The sequence below is a fragment of the Corallococcus sp. bb12-1 genome, assembly GCF_026626765.1.
GTDB classification, from domain to species: Bacteria; Myxococcota; Myxococcia; order Myxococcales; family Myxococcaceae; genus Corallococcus; species Corallococcus terminator.
The window spans coordinates 133,308-150,374 of sequence record NZ_JAPNJZ010000034.1 but is presented as its reverse complement, the minus strand read 5'-3'; the positions used below and the strand labels follow the sequence as shown (position 1 = coordinate 150,374).

General features: G+C 71.5%; 14 protein-coding genes. 6 read left to right on the top strand and 8 right to left on the bottom strand.

From position 1 onward, the window contains the following. Positions 1-5 precede the first annotated feature (5 nt). The gene (locus OV208_RS39770; protein WP_267579194.1) at positions 6-485 is read right to left on the bottom strand and encodes a hypothetical protein; all 480 of its coding nucleotides are present in this window, start codon (positions 483-485) and stop codon (positions 6-8) included. Positions 486-583: 98 nt separating this feature from the next. Beyond that, positions 584-1,276, bottom strand: coding sequence for a tetratricopeptide repeat protein (locus OV208_RS39765; RefSeq protein ID WP_267579193.1), 693 nt, complete (start codon positions 1,274-1,276; stop codon positions 584-586). A 92-nt stretch (positions 1,277-1,368) separates the two neighbouring features. Here OV208_RS39765 and OV208_RS39760 point away from each other — a divergent pair, with 92 nt between their 5' ends. The 3 genes from OV208_RS39760 to cmk are packed head-to-tail and all read left to right on the top strand — an operon-like array spanning position 1,369 to position 4,135. Beyond that, the gene (locus OV208_RS39760; RefSeq protein WP_267579192.1) at positions 1,369-2,337 is read left to right on the top strand and encodes an acetyl-CoA carboxylase carboxyltransferase subunit alpha; all 969 of its coding nucleotides are present in this window, start codon (positions 1,369-1,371) and stop codon (positions 2,335-2,337) included. A gap of 14 nt (positions 2,338-2,351) precedes the next feature. Beyond that, positions 2,352-3,443: a histidinol-phosphate transaminase gene (gene hisC, locus OV208_RS39755; RefSeq protein ID WP_267579191.1), complete on the top strand. Its 1,092-nt coding sequence runs from the start codon at positions 2,352-2,354 to the stop codon at positions 3,441-3,443. Next, complete coding sequence (gene cmk / locus OV208_RS39750; protein ID WP_267579190.1) at positions 3,440-4,135, top strand: (d)CMP kinase; 696 nt, start codon at positions 3,440-3,442, stop codon at positions 4,133-4,135. Before hisC ends, cmk begins: the two co-directional genes overlap by 4 nt. A gap of 8 nt (positions 4,136-4,143) precedes the next feature. Here the strand turns inward: cmk and OV208_RS39745 are convergent, their stop codons facing one another. After that, positions 4,144-6,279, bottom strand: a complete 2,136-nt coding sequence (locus tag OV208_RS39745; protein WP_267579189.1) for a transglycosylase SLT domain-containing protein — start codon at positions 6,277-6,279, stop codon at positions 4,144-4,146. A 297-nt stretch (positions 6,280-6,576) separates the two neighbouring features. Here OV208_RS39745 and OV208_RS39740 point away from each other — a divergent pair, with 297 nt between their 5' ends. Beyond that, entirely contained in the window at positions 6,577-6,810 is a 234-nt protein-coding gene (locus OV208_RS39740; protein WP_014396719.1) for a hypothetical protein, read from the top strand. A gap of 160 nt (positions 6,811-6,970) precedes the next feature. Here the strand turns inward: OV208_RS39740 and OV208_RS39735 are convergent, their stop codons facing one another. From OV208_RS39735 to OV208_RS39725, 3 genes are read right to left on the bottom strand one after another with little or no spacing between them, the layout of a single operon-like run. Then, positions 6,971-8,017: an alpha/beta hydrolase family esterase gene (locus OV208_RS39735; RefSeq protein WP_267579188.1), complete on the bottom strand. Its 1,047-nt coding sequence runs from the start codon at positions 8,015-8,017 to the stop codon at positions 6,971-6,973. A gap of 60 nt (positions 8,018-8,077) precedes the next feature. Next, on the bottom strand, positions 8,078-9,697 hold the full coding sequence (locus OV208_RS39730; RefSeq protein WP_324291458.1) for a CAP domain-containing protein: 1,620 nt from the start codon (positions 9,695-9,697) through the stop codon (positions 8,078-8,080). Next, entirely contained in the window at positions 9,694-9,993 is a 300-nt protein-coding gene (locus OV208_RS39725; RefSeq protein WP_267579187.1) for a DUF721 domain-containing protein, read from the bottom strand. The genes OV208_RS39730 and OV208_RS39725 overlap by 4 nt, the downstream gene beginning before the upstream one ends. 187 nt (positions 9,994-10,180) lie before the next feature. On the opposite strand from OV208_RS39725, the gene OV208_RS39720 reads away from it, so the two are divergent. Both OV208_RS39720 and OV208_RS39715 read left to right on the top strand, forming a co-directional pair. Then, positions 10,181-12,763 (top strand): carboxypeptidase regulatory-like domain-containing protein, encoded by a 2,583-nt coding sequence (locus OV208_RS39720; protein ID WP_267579186.1) that lies wholly within the window; start codon positions 10,181-10,183, stop codon positions 12,761-12,763. Between the two features lie 97 nt (positions 12,764-12,860). Beyond that, positions 12,861-13,739 carry a GGDEF domain-containing protein gene (locus tag OV208_RS39715; protein ID WP_267579185.1) on the top strand — a complete coding sequence of 293 codons (879 nt, stop codon included), beginning with the start codon at positions 12,861-12,863 and terminating at the stop codon, positions 13,737-13,739. A gap of 27 nt (positions 13,740-13,766) precedes the next feature. On the opposite strand, the gene OV208_RS39710 is transcribed toward OV208_RS39715, so the two are convergent. Both OV208_RS39710 and OV208_RS39705 read right to left on the bottom strand, forming a co-directional pair. Further along, positions 13,767-16,070 (bottom strand): 1-acyl-sn-glycerol-3-phosphate acyltransferase, encoded by a 2,304-nt coding sequence (locus OV208_RS39710; RefSeq protein WP_267579184.1) that lies wholly within the window; start codon positions 16,068-16,070, stop codon positions 13,767-13,769. After that, complete coding sequence (locus OV208_RS39705) at positions 16,067-17,038, bottom strand: SDR family oxidoreductase (protein ID WP_267579183.1); 972 nt, start codon at positions 17,036-17,038, stop codon at positions 16,067-16,069. The genes OV208_RS39710 and OV208_RS39705 overlap by 4 nt, the downstream gene beginning before the upstream one ends. Positions 17,039-17,067: the final 29 nt, after the last annotated feature.

Sequence of the window (17,067 nt, the reverse complement as noted above, 5' to 3'; positions counted from 1 at the left end):
GCCTCCTACCGGGGGCCGGGCAGCAGGAGCTGGGACAGCGGCAGCCGGTGCGGGAGCACGCGCCGGGCCTGTCCCAGCAGCTCCAGGGCGTTCGAGCGCAGGGAGCGCAGGTTCTGGGGCGCTGGAAGCGGTTCCCGCGCCAGGGACGTGGCCAGGGCAGGGCCTGCGAGCAGCAGCATCACCGCCGGCACGATGCACAGGCTCACCACCGCCCCGGCTCCGCCCAGCGTGCCCACCCGCCGCAGCGTCGGGGACTTCTGGATGCGGGGGCGCTGCAGGGCCGCGAGGATGCGCGCGAAGAGGGCGCCGCCCAGGATTCCCAGCCCGGTGGCCACAAGCCAGCTCAGGCCTCCCAGCGGCGTGCCGAGCACCGGCGCCAGCAGCTCCGGCGCCGCCGCGCCCAACAGGAAGGCGAGGACGAAAGGTCCCGCCGCGACAATCGCCACCAACCCCCACTGCCTCGCGTTCAGTCCGTGCACAGGCATCCCCCGCTCCCGGGAACACGATGGGCACCGGCAGGCAGGCGCGCCAGGGTGATGCGCCCTTGCGCGGGTGTAGGCGTGCGCGGGGCGTCACTTCCCGCTCAGGCGTCGCACTCCGAGGGACTGTCGGTGAAGGTGCCCAGCGCCTCCGGGAAGGTGAGGACGCCCCCGGTGCTCAGGGTGCCGGAGACGGCCTTGCGGCCCTTGAGGGTCACCTCCACGGCCCGGCCCCGGACGGTGTACGTGCCCGGGGTGCGGGACTCGCGGGGCGTGCCGGAGTCGTCCACCTCCCGCTGCCAGAACTCCACCCGTCCGCCGTCCTGGAAGCGCAGGGAGCGGGTGGTGCCGTAGACGCCGACGCCAGGGCCGTACCAGGACACCGCTCGCACGAGGGCGGGCACGTCCGCCACCTTCTCCGGGGTGCGGCCCAAGAGCTTCTGCCAGCCCAGCGTGTCCCGGATGACGTCCAGGTCGGCGTCGGCTTTGGCCCGCTTGAGCCGGCGCGGATCCAGGCGCACGGCGGTGGTCAGCTTCTCGACGATGACGTCGCGGTGGGCGCTGTACTCGCACACCTTGCCCTGCTTGCGCAGCAGGCCCAGGGTGGCGGCGACGTTGTAGTGGGCCAGGGCGTAGTCCGGCTTCGCCTGGGCGGCGGCCTGGAAGCGGGAGAGGGCCTCCGGGTACTGGCCGGCCTGGTAGAGCCGGAATCCCTGGGTGTTGAGGGCCTGGCCCGAGGGGGGCGTGGGCGGGGTGGCGGACAGCGTCAGGGCCAGCAGGGACAGGGCGAGGACCATGTCGCTCCAGACGGGTGGGGCCCTGGGACATTCCAGGGGTGCGTAACCGCTTGCGCGTTGAAAGGCTTGAACCCTGGTGCTAGTTCCGCGCCATGGCAACCGGCATTGGCTACGCGCTCGACTTCGAGCGCCCGCTCATCGAGCTGGAAAAGAAGATCGAGGAGCTGAAGGTCCTCTCCACCAGCGGCACGGTGGACTTCTCCTCCGAGATTTCGAAGCTGGAGAAGAAGGCGAAGAAGCTCCAGACGGAAATCTTCAGCGACCTGACGCGCTGGCAGATTGTGCAGTTGTCGCGGCACAACGCCCGGCCGTACTTCCTGGACTACGTCCAGTTCCTCTTCACGGACTTCTTCGAGATGTGCGGCGACCGGCACTTCGGAGAGGACCCGTCCATCGTCGGCGGCTTCGCGCGCTTCGACGGCAAGCCGGTGATGGTCATCGGCCATCAGAAGGGGCGCAACACGAAGGAGAACATGGCGCGCAACTTCGGCATGCCCCGCCCGGAGGGCTACCGCAAGGCGCGCCGGCTGATGGAGCTGGCCGAGCGGATGGAGAAGCCCATCCTCACCTTCGTGGACACGCCGGGCGCGTACCCGGGCATCGGCGCGGAGGAGCGCGGGCAGGCGGAGGCCATCGCCGTCAACCTGGAGGTGATGAGCCGGCTGCGCGTGCCCATCATCTCCACGGTGGTGGGCGAGGGCGGCTCCGGCGGCGCGCTGGCCATTGGCGTGGGCAACCGCGTGCTGATGTTCCAGAACAGCGTCTATTCCGTCATCAGCCCGGAGGGCTGCGCGTCCATCCTCTTCCGCGACGCCACCAAGGCGGACAAGGCCGCGGATGCGATGCGTCCCACCGCGCCGGACCTCCTGGAGATGAAGATCATCGACGAGATCATCCCCGAGCCTGCCGGTGGCGCGCACCGCGATCCGCCCAAGGCGGCCGAGGCGCTGGGCAAGACGCTGCGCAAGCACCTGGGCCAACTGGCGGAGCTGTCGCCGGACGAACTGGTGCGCGACCGCTACAACAAGTTCCGCGCGCTGGGCATGTTCTCCGGCAAGTAAGAGGTTCATCTCGCATGCGACCGCTCGTTCCTCCCTACGTCGAGACGCTCAAGGCCTACGTTCCAGGCAAGCCCATCGAGGAGACCGAGCGGGAGTACGGCCTCACCGGCGTCATCAAGCTCGCCTCCAACGAGAACCCGCTGGGCCCGTCGCCCCGCGCGGTGGAGGCGATGAAGAACGCCGTCACGTCCGTGCACCTGTACCCGGATGCGACGAGCTTCCACCTGGTGCGCCGACTGGCCTCGCACCTGGGCGTGAAGCCGGAGGAGGTCGTCCTCGGCAGTGGTTCCAACGAGCTCATCGAACTCTTGATGCGCACGTTCACCACGCCGGAGGAGGAGATCCTCCTGTGCAAGGGTTCGTTCCCGGCGTACCGCATCTCCGCGCAGGCGCACGGTCGCCCGTTCGTGGAGGTGCCCATGCGCGAGGGCTTCCGCTACGACCTGGTGGCCATGGCCCGCGCCATCACGCCGCGCACGCGCATGGTGTTCCTGGCCAACCCGGACAACCCCACGGGCACGGCGTTCGGACGCAAGGACCTGGAGACGTTCCTGGCCGCGGTGCCGAAGGACGTGCTCGTCATTCACGACGAGGCCTACGCGGAGTTCGTGGACTGGCCCGACTACGCGAGCGGCGTGGAGCTGTTCCGCGCGCACCCGAACCTCGTGGCGCTGCGCACCTTCAGCAAGATCCACGGGCTGGCCGGCATCCGGCTGGGCTGCGCGGTGATGGACGCGAAGCTGGTGGGGTACGTGCACCGCACGCGGATGCCCTTCAACCTCACGGTGGTGGCGCAGGCGGCGGGCATGGCGGCGCTGGACGACACGGAGCACGTGCGCCAGACGCGGGCGAACAACCACGCGGGCCTGCGCTACTACGAGCAGGAGCTGCCGAAGCTGGGCGTCACGCTGTCGGAGAGTCACGCCAACTTCGTCTTCGTGGACTGCCACCGGCCCGCGGGCGAGGTGTACGAACAACTGCTGCGCCGGGGCGTCATCGTCCGGCCGATGGCGGGCAACGGTTTTCCCACCTGCCTGCGGATCTCCGTGGGCACGCCCTCTGAGAACGCCCGGTGCGTGAGCGCGCTGAAGGAGATCCTGTCATGAGCCCGCGTCCGTTCATCGTCGCCATCGACGGGCCGGCCGGGGCGGGCAAGTCCTCCGTGTCCAAGCTGCTCGCGCGCCGGTTGGGGTTCGCGCTGGTGGACACCGGCGCCATCTACCGCTGCGTGGCGCTGATGGCCTCGCGCGAGGGCATCGCGTTCGACGACGACGTGAAGCTGGGCGAGCTGCTCGGGCGCGTGCGCATCCACTTCCAGGTGGTGGGCGAGGAGAACCACGTGTTCCTGGGCGGCGAGGATGTGTCCGGGGAGATCCGCACGCCGGTCATCTCCATGGGCGCCTCGCAGGTGTCAGGCCGGCCGGTGGTGCGCGCGGGACTGCTCGCGCTCCAGCGAAGGCTCGCGCTGGAGACGGAGGCGGGCGCCATCCTGGAGGGACGCGACATCGGCACGGTGGTGTTCCCGGACGCGGACGCGAAGTTCTTCCTCGCGGCCGACCCCGAGGTGCGCGCTCGCCGCCGCTTCGAGGAGCTGTTCCAGAAGGGCGTGGACAGCAGCCTGGAGGCCGTCCTCACGGATCAGACGCAGCGGGACACCGCCGACTCCGCGCGCACCGTGGCGCCCCTGAAGGCCGCCGACGACGCGGTGCACGTGGACTCCAGCAGCATGCCCCTGTCCGACGTCGTGCGGACCCTGGAGCAGGAGATTGAACGCCGCCGGGCTGTTCGCGGTGCCTGAGGCGTCCGTCAGAAGCTGACGCCGTCCGTGGCGGGCGAAGGCACCGTCATCGCGAGCCGGGCCTGGCTGCCGCCCTTCTCGTAGAAGCGGTGGTACAGGTACAGGTCCGCGAGCACCTGCTTCACGTACCCGCGCGTCTCCTTGTACGGGATGGACTCCACGAAGAGGTCCAACGGCAGCGTGCCCCGCTCCTGCGTCCAGCGCACCGCCGCCTTGGGTCCCGCGTTGTAGGCCGCCGCCGCGAGCGCCGGATGGGCGAAGCGCTTCATCAACTGCGCCAGGTACCACGCGCCGTAACGGATGTTGCGCTCCGGGGCGAAGAGGTCCGCCGGCGCGGGCGCGGGCTCCGACATCTTCAGCGCGATCTCCGTGGCCGTGGGCGGGATGATCTGCATCAGCCCGCGTGCGTCCGCCGCGCTCATGACCTCCGGGCGGAACGCGCTCTCCCGCCGCATGATGGCCCAAACGAAGAACGGATCCAGCGCCTGCCGCGTGGACTCCGTCTCCACCGCCTGAGCGAACGCGCGCGGATAGAACGCGGCCAGCGCATCCGGGGCCTTCGCTCCGAAAGCCCGGCCCCAGAGGTAGCGCGCCGCCACGCTGTGCGCGTGGCCGTACTCGCCCAGGTGCAGGAGCGCGTGCGCGAACGGCAGCGCCTGGTCCGCCGAGCGCAGGCCCGACACGCGCGACTGCACCTCGTCCGCCGCGTCGCGGAAGAGGCCCGCGCGCGTGAGGGCCACCGCCAGCTCCAGCTCCGGAGGACGGGGCAGGGTGAGCTGTTGCGGCGGCTGCGGGAAGGCGGCCGGCGGCTTGCGCCCCAGCTCTTGCAGCCGCTCCGAAGCCAGCAGCGCGTAGAACGACGCGGGCGCGGCGCTGATGACCGCCTCGTAGGCCGGGCCCACCACGGCCGGCTTGCCGCCACCCAGCTCGTCCGCGCGCGCCATCCAGTAGCGGGCCTGCGGCGCGAGGGCCGTCTTCGGATACGCCGTGATCAGCTCCTCCAGGGCCTGCTTCGCCCGGGGGTACTGCTCCAGTCGCAGGTGCGCCAGGGCCCGGAACCACATGGCCTCGTCGCGGCGGCGCGAACCCTTGTAGCGCTTCTCGTAGTCCACGAAGGACTTCGTCGCGTCCTCGAAGCGGCCACCCTGCATGTCCAGCCAGGCGGCGAAGAACGCGCCTTCCTCGCCCGCGGCCTGGGACGGATACGCCTTGTCCAGCGCCGCCATCAGCCCGCGCGCCTTCACGTTGTCATCCGAGCGCAGCGCCCGGCGCGCCACCACCAGCGCGGCCTCCGCGGCGATGGCCGGTGGGCCCTTGCGCGCCACCGCGAGCGCCTTCTCCGCCTCGTCGGGCTTGCCTCGCGCGAAGAGCACCTGGGCCCGGAGCAGCGCCACCTGCGCTTGCGCGGGGGCCCCCTTCACCAGCGACCGCTTCTCCGCCGTCTCCAGCTCCTCCTGGGCCCGGGTCGCCGCGCCCGCGGAGAGCAACCCCTTCGCGCGTTGGAGGTGTTCGGGGAGGGTCAGCTTCACCGCGGGCTTGAGCGCGGACAGCTTCTCCAGCGCCTCATCCGCGTACGGGTGGGTGGGAAAGCGCAGCGCCACCGCCTTCAGGTCCGCGCGCAGGCCCGCCGCGTTGCCGGTGGCCGCGCGCGTCGTCGCCCGCTGGAAGAGCAGCTCCGCCGTGGGCTGCGCCGCCGCCGCCGACTCCAGCACCGGGGCCGCGTCCTTGGGGCGGTGGGCCTCCAGCAGGGCCTCTCCCAACCGGGCCCGGGCGCGCACCGCGAGGGCCGGGGAGGCCTTCTCCAGCGCCCGTTCGAAGTCCTTGGCCGCGCCGTTGGGGTCGCCCGCGTAGAAGCGCGCCTGCCCCAGGTAGAAGGCCTGGAAGGCTTCCAGGGGAGGCGGGGCGGTGTGCCGGGCAAGCAGGTCCCGGGCCAGGGCCGCGTCGCCGTCGGAGAGGACCAGGGTGCCGGCGAGCAGGCCCAGGCGGCCGGCGTCAGGGCACTTCGCGGACTCGCAGGCGGTGAGCTCCGCCCGGGCGAGGGTCGCCGCGTCAGGCCGGTGCAGGCGGACGGCCTCCAGAGTCGCCGGGGACTGTCCCAGCGCCACCCCCGTCACCCAACCCGCCACCCAGCCGGTCCAACTCATGGAATCTTCCTTTCACATCGCGGCCTTGCGGCATCGGAACGAGAGGTTTGAAGGCGACATTCCCCAACAGGTGGGCGGGGGTCGGTTTGACAGTCGGCCCGACAAGTCCTAGATCCCGCGCCCACGGGCTGGTCTCGCGGGGTTGTCCACCCGTTGCGCGAGCCGGAGGGAATCCTTACGTTGCGCCGCCGTTGAGCGCTACTCCGGACCGCCGTCGTGTCATCAGGCGGACCTGCCGTCGGTAGCACCGCTCGTTCACAGACCTCGGGGGGGGAAACAGCTCATAGGGGAGGCTCCATGAAGCCGTGTCCATCCGATCTGCCGCAGACCATCAATCCCGAAGCCGGCCCGAAGCGGGCAGGCGTCGAGACGCATCGCAACCTGAACTGCAACCACTACGACAACTGCCTCGATGAGGCCGTGCGTCGTGGGTGGCAGTCCTTCACCTGCATGAAGTGCCCGATGTACGCCAACCTCGCGCCTCCGCAGATGGGGCTCGAGGCCTACGCGACCCAGCGTCGCCCCGTCTAGTTATCGACGGACGCGTCCTTTTGTTTCGGGGCGCATGACGCTGTTTTTCCGGCCACGCCCGAAGGGGGACGTGGCCGGAGTCCGCGTGGACATCCCTTCGTCGCGCCTCCGCCCCCGACCTTCCGGCCAGGGAAAACGGTTGGCTGCCCTGCGTTTCAGCTCAGGGCATGGGATGCGTGGTGAAGAAGTTCCAGAGCATCGTGTTCGCCTGGAGGTCCGACGTGACGTCGCCTCCGCACTGCGTGCGCGTTGCCGCCGGGTAGCGCGTGCTGCCCGGCCAGACGTGACCCGCGCCGCCCTCGGTGCAGTACGTCACGTCCGCACCTGCTGAGCAGCCGCTCCAGGTCGAACAGGACGCCGTGCCCTGCGAATACGTCGTCGTGGGCGTCGCGCCGCAGCCGTTGTTCACCCGGAACAGGTCCACGCCGTAGCGCGCCGTCGGCCGGATGGCGGGGTCCAGACCACTCACGCCGCCGTTGATGGGCGCGCAGCCATCCGCCAGGCCGTGCATGTGCAGCACCGGCACCGGCCGGGACGGCGCGCAGGTGAAGAGCGTCCGCGCGGGCAGCACCGACAGGTCGCGGTTCATCAGGTACGCCGCGTTGGAGGCAATCGCCGCGATGCGGTCCGACAGCTCGCACGCCAGCCGGTAGGAGAACATTCCGCCGTTGGAGTGGCCGGTGGCGAAGACGCGCTTCTTGTCCACGCACAGTTGCGTCTGGAGCGTGTCCAGGAAGACCCGCACCGCGCCCACGTGGTCCACCGCCTGGTCGGTCTCCGCTGCTGCGCCACAACATGAGCCCGCGTTCCACACCTGGCCGCTCGTCGCAGGCGAGCCCTCCGGCCGCACCAGCACGAAGCCGTTCGCGTCGCTGAAGGGCACGAGGCCCGCCGTCTGCTCCGCGCCGTCCGCCGTGCCGAAGCCTCCGTGGAAGGAGAACACCACGGGGACTCGCGTGGAGGCGCGCACGCCCGCGGGCACGTGGACGTGGAACGTGTGCGCCCGCCCCTCGTGGGTGATAACGACGTCGTGGTCGCCCGTGCCGATGAACGGGGTGGGACAGCCCAGCGCCGCGGCCTCGGTGGTGGTTGTGTCTTCCGTGCTCGGGACGCTGGTGGCGGGAGGAGGCGCTCCGTCACCGCAGCCGGTGGTGACGATTTGCAGGACGAACAGGACGAGGCCCAGGTTCCGCGTGGAGACGTTCATGCGCAATGGCAACCCGGGATGGGCCCCGGGGTTGCGCGGAAATCTTCCGGCGCGCGGGCTTCAGCGGACCGCGGCGTAGATGACGGCCACCCAGTACTGGCCCTGGCCGAAGCGCTTGGAGTTGCCCTTCACCAGCCCCACGCCCACGCGGGTGTTGGTGGCGGTGGCGAGGCTGCGGGATTCGGGGATGGCGCCCGGGTCTCCCACGACGAAGAAGTCCACCGACGCCGTGCCCGCGTCGGGCAGCACCGAGAACACGCGCTCGTGCAGGGGGGACGTGTCTCCCGCTCCGGCGGAGGGTTCATCCTGTTCGAGCGAGCGCCGTGCATGTTCGCGCGCCAGTCGCTCCAGCACCTCACTGCGCACCAGGGGCGGCAGCTTGAGCGTGGCGCGGTGGCGGGCCAGCGCTTCGTATGCGTCCGACAGCGGATCCGTGGAGGCCGCCGCGCCGGGCGAGGCCGCGGTGAAGACCTCCGTGACGATGGCCTGGTCGCGCCCGTCGATCTTCTGGAAGGCCACGCCCACGCCCATGAAGCGGAACGCGGGGTCCATCAGGTTCTTGCGGTGACCGGGGCTGTGCTCGATGCCGAAGTGCGCCGCGAGCGGGCCCGCCGCCAGCCCCAGGTTCTCCCCCGCGCGGATGTAGCGGGTGCCCTCCGGGAGCCGGCGCGTGAGGGTGGACCCGTCCGGCGCGACGTGGGCGAAGAAGCCCTCGGCGGCCATGCGCGTGCTGTAGCGCAGCGCCACGTCGTCCAGCGTCGGATCCGGCGCGAGCTCCGGCAGGTGGTGCGCGCGGCGCAGGGCGTTGATGCGCTCGTAGAGTGCGTCACGGGCCTCGGTCAGCGTGGTGGGCTCGCGGGTCGCCTCGCGTGCGCTCTTCGCCGAGCGCGCGCCCACCTGCACGAGGAACAGCGAGGCCACCTCCGGTCCCGCGTCGCCCTGACCCACCACCTCCACCGTGTAGGTGCCGGAGCGGGTGAAGGGGAGCTGGGCGCAGAAGCCAGAGGTGCCCACCGGTGCGCGCGACAGGGGGACGCTCTCCACCTCGCCATCCGGCCGGGTGATGAAGACCTCGGGACTTCGCAGCGGCGACGCCAGCCGGCCGCAGACCATGCGCTCCGTCTTCGCGGTGGCCAGGGTGCGGGGAAAGGGGAGGACCTCCGCCTTTCGGTCCGCCATCAGCAACACCAGCGCGGCCCGCTCTCCCAGGAACGCCACGCCCACGCCGTAGTGGCTCGCGCGCTCCTCGTTGAAGTCCGCGCGGGCGAGGAAGGTCTCGATGGCGTGCGCGTGCACCCAGGCGCGGATGACCAGGGCGCGGGGTGACGGATCCGCGGCGCCGGATTCACTGACGGCCTCGGTGAGGGTGAGCAGGTCGGGGGCGCCGGTGGTGAACTCGCTCAGCGCTTCGCGCGCGAGCCTCCGCGCCGCGGTCTCCAGGGCCTTGTCGCTGGTGGGCGCGCGCCGGCCCACGCGTTCGAATTCGCGCGCGACGTGCATGCGGGCCCGGGCCTCATGGGACTGGGGCGTCTCCACCGCGACGGTGGGCGTGAGCGCCGCGGCTCCCGGGTCGGTGGGCGTGACGGAGGCCACCTTCGAGGATGGTGGCTCGGCGGAGGCGCGGGGGAAGGGGCCCCATGCCGTGGCGAGCAGCACGCCCAGGAGCGCGGCCCTCCTCACCGGGACTCCAACTGGAAGGCGAGCGCCGTCACGGTGCCGGGGCCGAGCTTTTCGTTGAGCCGCTCGCAGAGGGACGGGGCCTGGCGGGTGAGGGCCTGGGCCCACTCGGCGTTCTCCACGGAGATGACGAGCGTCTTGCCCTCCAGGTGGTGCGGGCGGCTGTGGCGCGCGGTGTTCTCCCCGGCCGCGGCCACCCAGAGGGGCATCAGCGACATCCCACGGCCGGACTCTCCGGCGAGGCGCGCCAGCACTTTGGGAAGCAGGCTCTCCAGGGTCTTCGGCTCACTGCGCGCCATCGTCGGGCGATTCTGGGACCCCGGACGCCGGATGCCAACCGACACTTGCCTGCCCGCCCGTCGGATTTCCCCGCCGCCCGGACATACACGGTGTTTCCGGATGTGCGCATGGGGTGCTCATCGGGTCGCGTCACGGGCGGTCCCCCTGTAAGGTCCACCCAAGGCCGGTCCCCCTCGGAGTTCCCCCATGCGTCCAGTTCCCCTGACGGTCCGGTCCCCCGGTCTCGTGCTCGCATTGCTGTTGGCGTGCGCCATGGGCTGCGCGATGGGCGACTCGGACGCGCCCTTCATCCAGGGCGAAAGCCCGAATGCCGCGTGCACGGTGGATCAGGACTGCGCGGATGCGTCCCTCTTCTTCTGCAACACCGCCCTGTCGCGCTGCGAGGCCGCGTGCCGGAGCGACGACGACTGTTCGGTGAAGCGCCGGGGACAGCAGCACGCCATCCTCGACTGTGAGCTCCAGTCGCTGGGCTGTCGCTGTGATGCGAACCGCTGTGTCCCCGCCCTCTGCACCGGGGATGACGCCTGCGAGGAGGGTGAGGTGTGCCGTGACGGCACCTGCGGCCAGCCGCTCCCGGAGGACCTCGCCACCGTCTGTCACGTGGTGCCGGAGCGCGTCGTAGCGCCCGTGGGCACCTCCGTGCGCTTCGAGGCCTGGGTCTCCGACGCCAAGGGGCAGGCCATCGTCCTCGGCGAGCGCATCACCTGGAAGGCCGTGACCGCGCTCGTGACGGGGACTGGCACGGGCCCCAGCGCCACCTTCACGCTGGCCTCGCCCGGCGCGGAGGCCGAAGCGGTGGAGGCCCGCGTGGGGAAGGCCACCTGCCGCGCGCGCATCACCGTGTTGCCCCCCCATGCCGCCCCGGATCAGCTGCGGGTGCTGGTGACGGACGCTCTCACCGGGCATCCCGTCAAGGGGGCGTCCGTGCTGGTGTCGGACACGCTGGGCCAGACGCTGGCCCGCGAGGCGACGGACGCGGTGGGCGTGGCCGTGGTCGCAGCTCGCGGCGAGGTGGGCGTGTCCGTGTTCCATGAGGACTTCGGCTACCTCACGCTGGCCCACTACGACGTGAAGGGCTCGCGCGATCTGCGCCTGCCCCTGCGCCGCAATCCGGCGGACCGCGCGGGTGGGGTGCGCTCGGTGTTCAAAAACTTCGCTCCGGTGGGTTCCGGGGGCGCGCTGGCCCTGGGGCTCACGGGCCTGTCGGTGCCAGGGCTCGCGTCGGAAGCGGCCCCCGCCCAGGTGACCGGGCCCGAGCGGCCGGTGGACTTGAAGCTGGGGGGCGCGACGCGCCGGTTCCAGGTGCCCGACAACCTCTGGGTGTTCGGACTCGGCGTCTCGGCGCAGCCCGATATCATCGCGCCTGGAATCGCCGGCGTCTGTGATTCCGGGCTCCCCGATGTGGCGGAGCCGGAGGAGGCCATGCGCACGGGCGCCTGTGGCACGCGCTCCGCCTGGGCCCTCACCGCGCAGGTGCCGTCGGGTGAGCTTCCGGCGGGGATGATGGATCCGGGTACGGATCCGCTGCTGCTCCTGGCGCGCGCGCTGCCCCAGTCCGGGCGGTTCTCCTCGTCGATCATTCGCGACGTGCAGTTCACGCTGCGTCCCCCGGGCGGGGGAGAAGGGGTGCGCACCACGCCGGTGACGCATGACTTCCGGCAGGTTCCGCTGGGCTTCCCCTTCGTCGTGCGCGTGCCCGCGCTGCCCCTGCTCCGCGAGGGCTATCCGGAGCGCGCCCTGGTGCTGGGCACGGTGGCCGTGCCCGGCCGGGGACTCGTTCCGTTGGGTCTGGGCGCCGCCGTCAACGCCAACCCGTCGGATCCGCTCACGGACACCCAGCCGGGCCTCCTGACCCCGGGCTTCGTGCGCGTGCGCATGGCCCCGGCGCACCATGGATTGGAGGGGCAGCCCTACCGGTTGCTCGCGCTCGCGTCGTCGGGCCCCCTGACGGGTGAAGTGCCCGCGGGCGCCGCCACCAGCGCGGTGTTCGCCCCCCTGGATGCGCCCCGGTTTGATCCGGAGGGCACGCAGCCGGTGACGTTCTCCGACGCCTTCCTCGCCGTCCCGGAAGGCTCCCGCTACAACCCGGACCTGTTGCCGTGGCACGGCCTGCTGCCCCGCGAGTGGCGCCTGGACGCCACGGTGCCGCTGGCGACCGTCGTGCGCACGACCTTCACCAACGCGGCCGGACGGCGCTGGACCGTGGTGATGGATGGCCGCCGCGCGGTGTCCGGCGTGCGCCTGCCCGTGCCTCCGTCCGGCCTGGAGGACCGCACCTTCCAGGGCGACACGGAAGGCTCGCGCGCCTCGCTGTCGGTGGAGGCCCTGCGCGTGACGACGGCCGAAGGGATTTCGCTCGGCGCCCCGGCGCTGGCGGAGTCCGGGGGACTTTCTCCGGAAGCGCTCGCGGAGGCGACTCGCTCCGTGTCCACGCTGCACCAGGGCCGACCCCAGGTGCTGTGGGTGGAGCCAGGGGAGGGGGCTTCGCTGACGCGCGGTGCCACCGTGCGGGTGCGGGTGGACGGCTTCCGCGTGGGCCCCGCGCTCACCGATGACGGAGGGGTGATGCTCACCGTCCGCGGTGGCGGTCCGGGCTGTGACGGCCTGTGGCTGTCGAGCGACCTGGCCTCGCGGTCGGGCGAGGTGGCGCTCACGCTGCCCGCCACGTGCTCGGGCGCGGAGGTGGTGCTCGCGGCGTCCCTTGTGGACGGGCTGCACCTGCCGCTGCGCCCGGCTGTCACCGCCGTTCGCACGGTTCGGGTGCCCTGACGTACCGGGGTGTCAGTGCTTCTACGACCTGGGAAGGCACCTGCGCCGGCCGTGAATTCGCTTTCACGATTTGCGCGGTGATACGTTTGCCGACGCCATGGGCCAGAAGGAGACGGTCGTCACCGTCATCTCGAAGATCTCCGAGCGCCCCGTCAACCTGGACGCGGCGCTGGTGGTCATCTACGGCCTGGACCTGGGGCGTAAGTTCGATCTGAAGCGCGAGGAGACCCTGATTGGTCGCTCGTCCAAGGCGGACATCCAGATTGATCAGGAGGCGGTGAGCCGCAACCACGCGCGGATCACCAACACCACGAAGGGTGTGCGCATCGAGGACCTGGGCTCCACCAACGGCACGTTCGTCAACGACGACGTGGCGGCGGGAGGCCGGGCGCTGCAGAACGGCGACCTGGTGAAGATTGGCCGCACCATCTTCAAGTTCATCGCGGGCGGCAACATCGAGGCGGCGTACCACGACGAGATCTACCGGCTGACCACGATGGACGGCCTGACGCAGATCTACAACCGCCGCTACTTCGACGAGCAGTTGGATCGCGAAATCTCCCGCAGCCGCCGCTACGAGCGCACGCTGTCGCTGGTGATGCTGGACCTGGATCACTTCAAGGAGGTCAACGACACCTTCGGCCACCTCGCGGGCGACTCGGTGCTCAAGCAACTGGCGTCCACGGTGCGCACGCGCATCCGCCGCGAGGACGTGTTCGCCCGCTATGGCGGCGAGGAGTTCGCGCTGCTCCTGCCCGAAATCAGCCTGGGCGGCGCGCGGCAGCTCGCGGAGAAGGTGCGCAAGCTGGTGGAGCGGCAGCGCTTCGAGTTCGACAAGCAGGTCGTTCCCGTCACGCTGTCGGTGGGCGTGGCCACGCTGGAGCCGCACCACCGCGAGCCCGCGGAGCTGGTGCGCGCGGCGGACGAGCGCCTCTACGAAGCGAAGACCCAGGGGCGCAACCGCGTCTGCGGCTGAGCCCCCGTCGTACCGGTCGCCAGGACCTCAGCCCGCGAACACGGAGCGGCGCTCGCGCAGCAGGGCCTGGAGCATGGACTGGATGGCTTCGCGGGTCTGTTCGGTGAGCCGCTGCACCTCGCCCAGGTCGTCCGCGGACTCCGGAGGCAGGCCCTCCATGGTCAGCGGTTCGCCGAAGCGGATGGTCCACTTGGCCGGCAGCGGGCCCGGGGCCGTGAGCGGCAGTGACGGGAACCCGAGGAACCCACCGGGCAGGCGGCCCAGCAGCGGGGAGGTCTCCTCCGCGCCGACGATGGCCACCGGGACGATGGGCGCGCCGGTGCGCAGGGCCAGCTTCACGAACCCGCCGCGGCCGAAGCGCTTGAGGCGGTAGCGCTCCGCGAACGGCTTGCTCGCGCCCTGGTAGCCCTCCGGGAAGACGACCAGCGGCCGGTGTTCATCCAGCAGTCGCAGCGCGTTCTCCGGAGAGGCGCGCACGGCGCCCAGGCGGTTGAAGAGGGTGCCCAGCATGGGGGCGTGGAAGACCTGATCCTCCACCAGCCACCGCGCTTCGCGCAGGTCCGGGCGCTCGCGCTGCAGCACCTGGGACATCACGAGGCCGTCGTAGGGCAGGGCGCCGGAGTGGTTGGCGACGAGGATGGCCGCGCCCCGGGGCACGTGATCCACGCCCTCCACGGACACGCGCCAGTACTGCTCGTAGAGGAAGTCGAGGACCGGCTGGAGGTTCTCCACCAGCCCCGCGTCCTTGCCGTAGTCGTCCAGCCGGCTGCCACCGCCGGTGCCCAGGCCGGTGCGCACCGCTTCCATCAGGCCGTGCATCGCGCCGACCGCGCGCCCCAGGCCCTCGCTCGCGAGCGCCTGACCGGCGATCTCCCTCGCCAGGGAGAACATGCCCGCCGCGCGTCCCGCGAGCCCCTGGGGCTGGGCGGCTTCCTCCGTCCCGGCGAAGGCGGAGGCTCCCTGCCCCGGTTCGTCCCGGCGGGGAGGTGCTTCGTCGGTCACGAGGGACAGGGGGATGCGCCGGCTGGGCGGCAATTCGTCGTGGGACTCGTCGGGCAGTTCGACTTCAGGCTCCACGTTGGTCGGGGCCGCGCCCGCGATGACGGAGACGGAGATGTGCACGCCGTCCTGCTCGCCGCGCTCCACGCCTTCCAGCAGGTCGTCCGCGTCCTGGGAACCGTTTGGGGGCACGCTGTCCGGATTCCGTTGCCAGGCGTCGGCGGTCCACACCTCCTCCTCGCCTTCGTCCTCGTCCAGCGCCTCCTCGGGGGGATTCACGGGCACGCTGTCCGGATTCCGTTGCCAGGCGTCGGCGGTCCACACCTCCTCTTCGTCCTCGTCCAGGTCGTGGGCATCGCCGTCCTCGGCGGTGGAGAGGGCCCGCTCTTCGGGGGCGGTGGCCTGGCGGTCCAGCACTTCATCCACGGCGACCCCGGCGGTGGCCTCGGCCACCTGGGTCGCGACGAAAGTGGCGAGGTCCCGTTCGGAGGCGGTGCCGTCGCCGTCGTCCAGGACCTGCCGCACCGCGGACTCGGCCAGTTCGGCGACGAGCTCCGTCGCGAGGACGCGCTCGATGTTCCGGTCCTGGCCCGGGTGTCCCGGGAGCAGCTCGTCCACGGCGGTCTTCGCGGCGGCTTCCGCCGCGTCCGCGGCCAGGGCCTCCGTCATCGCGCGGTCCACCGTTCGCTCCTCGGGACGGGTGGCATGCACCTCCTCCGCGAACACCTGCGGCCGGGAGGGCGGCGACCCGGAGGCGGAGGGACGGGGCGCGGCGGGCTCACGCAGCAGCGCGGGCTCGTCGCCCGGGTGGGCAGGGGCCGAGGTGCGGGACGACGGGGCGCCATGCCCGGGCTTGCCGGCCGGCGTGCCGCTGACATCCCGCGAGGCGGGGGGGGATGCGTCCGCGCCGCGCGACGGGGGCGGAGTCCCGCGCTTGCCAGCCGCCTGGGCCTCGCGGGTCGCGTGCGGTGCCTTCGCGGTCCGTTCCTCGTGCTCCTGGGGCGACCCGGACGTCGCGCCGCGCGCGTTCGCCCGCGCCTCGAACTTGTGGACCGCCACGGCGGGGGTCTTCGGGGCCGTCACGGCCGGCTTCGTGTCCGTGCCCCGACCCTTGCCGGCCTTCGGAGGTTTCGGGCTCTGGGCCGGCTTCGCGGAAGCCTTGGCGCCGCGGGCCTTGCCCCCTGACTTCGCGCTCTTCCCGGCGCTGTCCTTCGCGCCCTTGGCGTTCTTCGACGCGGGCGCCTTCTTCGCGGCCTTGTCCTCCCGCGCGTCGTCCGCGCGGGGCGCTGCGCCCCGCTGGAAGGGATCATTCCCGAGGACACCCTTGGTCATGACTGGCTCCTTCGGAGCGCCGCGGCGGCGTCCTTGACGTGGTGGAGGGGCACGAACCCCAGGGCGGACTCGGCGCGCTCCCCGTCCGCGACCCAGGAGTAATGCATGTAGTCGAGCAGGGCCACCGGCAACGTGCCCGCCCCCATCACCCCGAGCGCGCGAAGTGCTCCACGAAACAACGGCCCTGGCAGGGGGAGCGGTTGCGCGCCTGCCTGGCGGATGAGCCCGGACAGCGGCAGCACCCCGCGCCCCACGATGTTGAATTCCCCCGCCACCTCCGCCCGCAGGGCCAGGTGCAGCGCCCGGCCCGCGTCGTCCTCGTGGACCGCCTGCCAGAGCGGGTCGAAGCCCAGCAGCGTAGGCACCACGGCCTGGGTCAGCAGGCGCGTGGCTGGATTGTCCAGGCTCCGACCGAGCAGGGGCGCGAACCTCAGCACCAGCGTGCGGGTGTCGGGGTGCCGTTCGCGGAAGGCCCGCACCTGGCCCTCCACCTCCACCTTGTCGTTCACGAACCGGCTGTGCGGACAGCCGAACAGGGGCGAGTTCTCCCGCAGCAGCGCGGGGTTGTTGCCCCGGGCCCCGTAGGTCGCGGTGAGCGACGGCACCACCAGCCGGGGCAGCTTCGCGCGGCCCACCGCCGTCAGCACGTTCATCGTGCCGATGACCTCCAGCTCATGCGCCAGCGGGCCGTTGAGGATGGGGCCGAAGAGGAAGGCCAGGTGGAAGAGGGCGTCCACGGGGCGCTCCGTGAGCGCATCCGTCAGTTCGCTCTCCGCGTCGTAACGGGTGAGATCCACCCGGTGGAACTCGACCTTGTGGGTTCCTTGCGGTTCCTTGGTGTCGAGCACGAGAATGCTCTCCACGGCCGGGTCTGCTTCCAGTCTCGGCAGGAGCAGCTTGCCGTAGTCGCCATTGGCGCCTGTCACCGCGATGCGCATCGGGCCCTTGCCTGCTCGGATCACTTCCATTCGCGGTGTCGGGTGTTAGCCCAGCCGTC

Coding starts and splice junctions, on each gene's coding strand:
- OV208_RS39770 (WP_267579194.1), bottom strand. CDS start 485: ATGCCTGTGCACGGACTGAACGCGAGGCAGTGGGGGTTGGTGGCGATT.
- OV208_RS39765 (WP_267579193.1), bottom strand. CDS start 1,276: ATGGTCCTCGCCCTGTCCCTGCTGGCCCTGACGCTGTCCGCCACCCCG.
- OV208_RS39760 (WP_267579192.1), top strand. CDS start 1,369: ATGGCAACCGGCATTGGCTACGCGCTCGACTTCGAGCGCCCGCTCATC.
- hisC (WP_267579191.1), top strand. CDS start 2,352: ATGCGACCGCTCGTTCCTCCCTACGTCGAGACGCTCAAGGCCTACGTT.
- cmk (WP_267579190.1), top strand. CDS start 3,440: ATGAGCCCGCGTCCGTTCATCGTCGCCATCGACGGGCCGGCCGGGGCG.
- OV208_RS39745 (WP_267579189.1), bottom strand. CDS start 6,279: ATGAGTTGGACCGGCTGGGTGGCGGGTTGGGTGACGGGGGTGGCGCTG.
- OV208_RS39740 (WP_014396719.1), top strand. CDS start 6,577: ATGAAGCCGTGTCCATCCGATCTGCCGCAGACCATCAATCCCGAAGCC.
- OV208_RS39735 (WP_267579188.1), bottom strand. CDS start 8,017: ATGAACGTCTCCACGCGGAACCTGGGCCTCGTCCTGTTCGTCCTGCAA.
- OV208_RS39725 (WP_267579187.1), bottom strand. CDS start 9,993: ATGGCGCGCAGTGAGCCGAAGACCCTGGAGAGCCTGCTTCCCAAAGTG.
- OV208_RS39720 (WP_267579186.1), top strand. CDS start 10,181: ATGCGTCCAGTTCCCCTGACGGTCCGGTCCCCCGGTCTCGTGCTCGCA.
- OV208_RS39715 (WP_267579185.1), top strand. CDS start 12,861: ATGGGCCAGAAGGAGACGGTCGTCACCGTCATCTCGAAGATCTCCGAG.
- OV208_RS39710 (WP_267579184.1), bottom strand. CDS start 16,070: ATGACCAAGGGTGTCCTCGGGAATGATCCCTTCCAGCGGGGCGCAGCG.
- OV208_RS39705 (WP_267579183.1), bottom strand. CDS start 17,038: ATGGAAGTGATCCGAGCAGGCAAGGGCCCGATGCGCATCGCGGTGACA.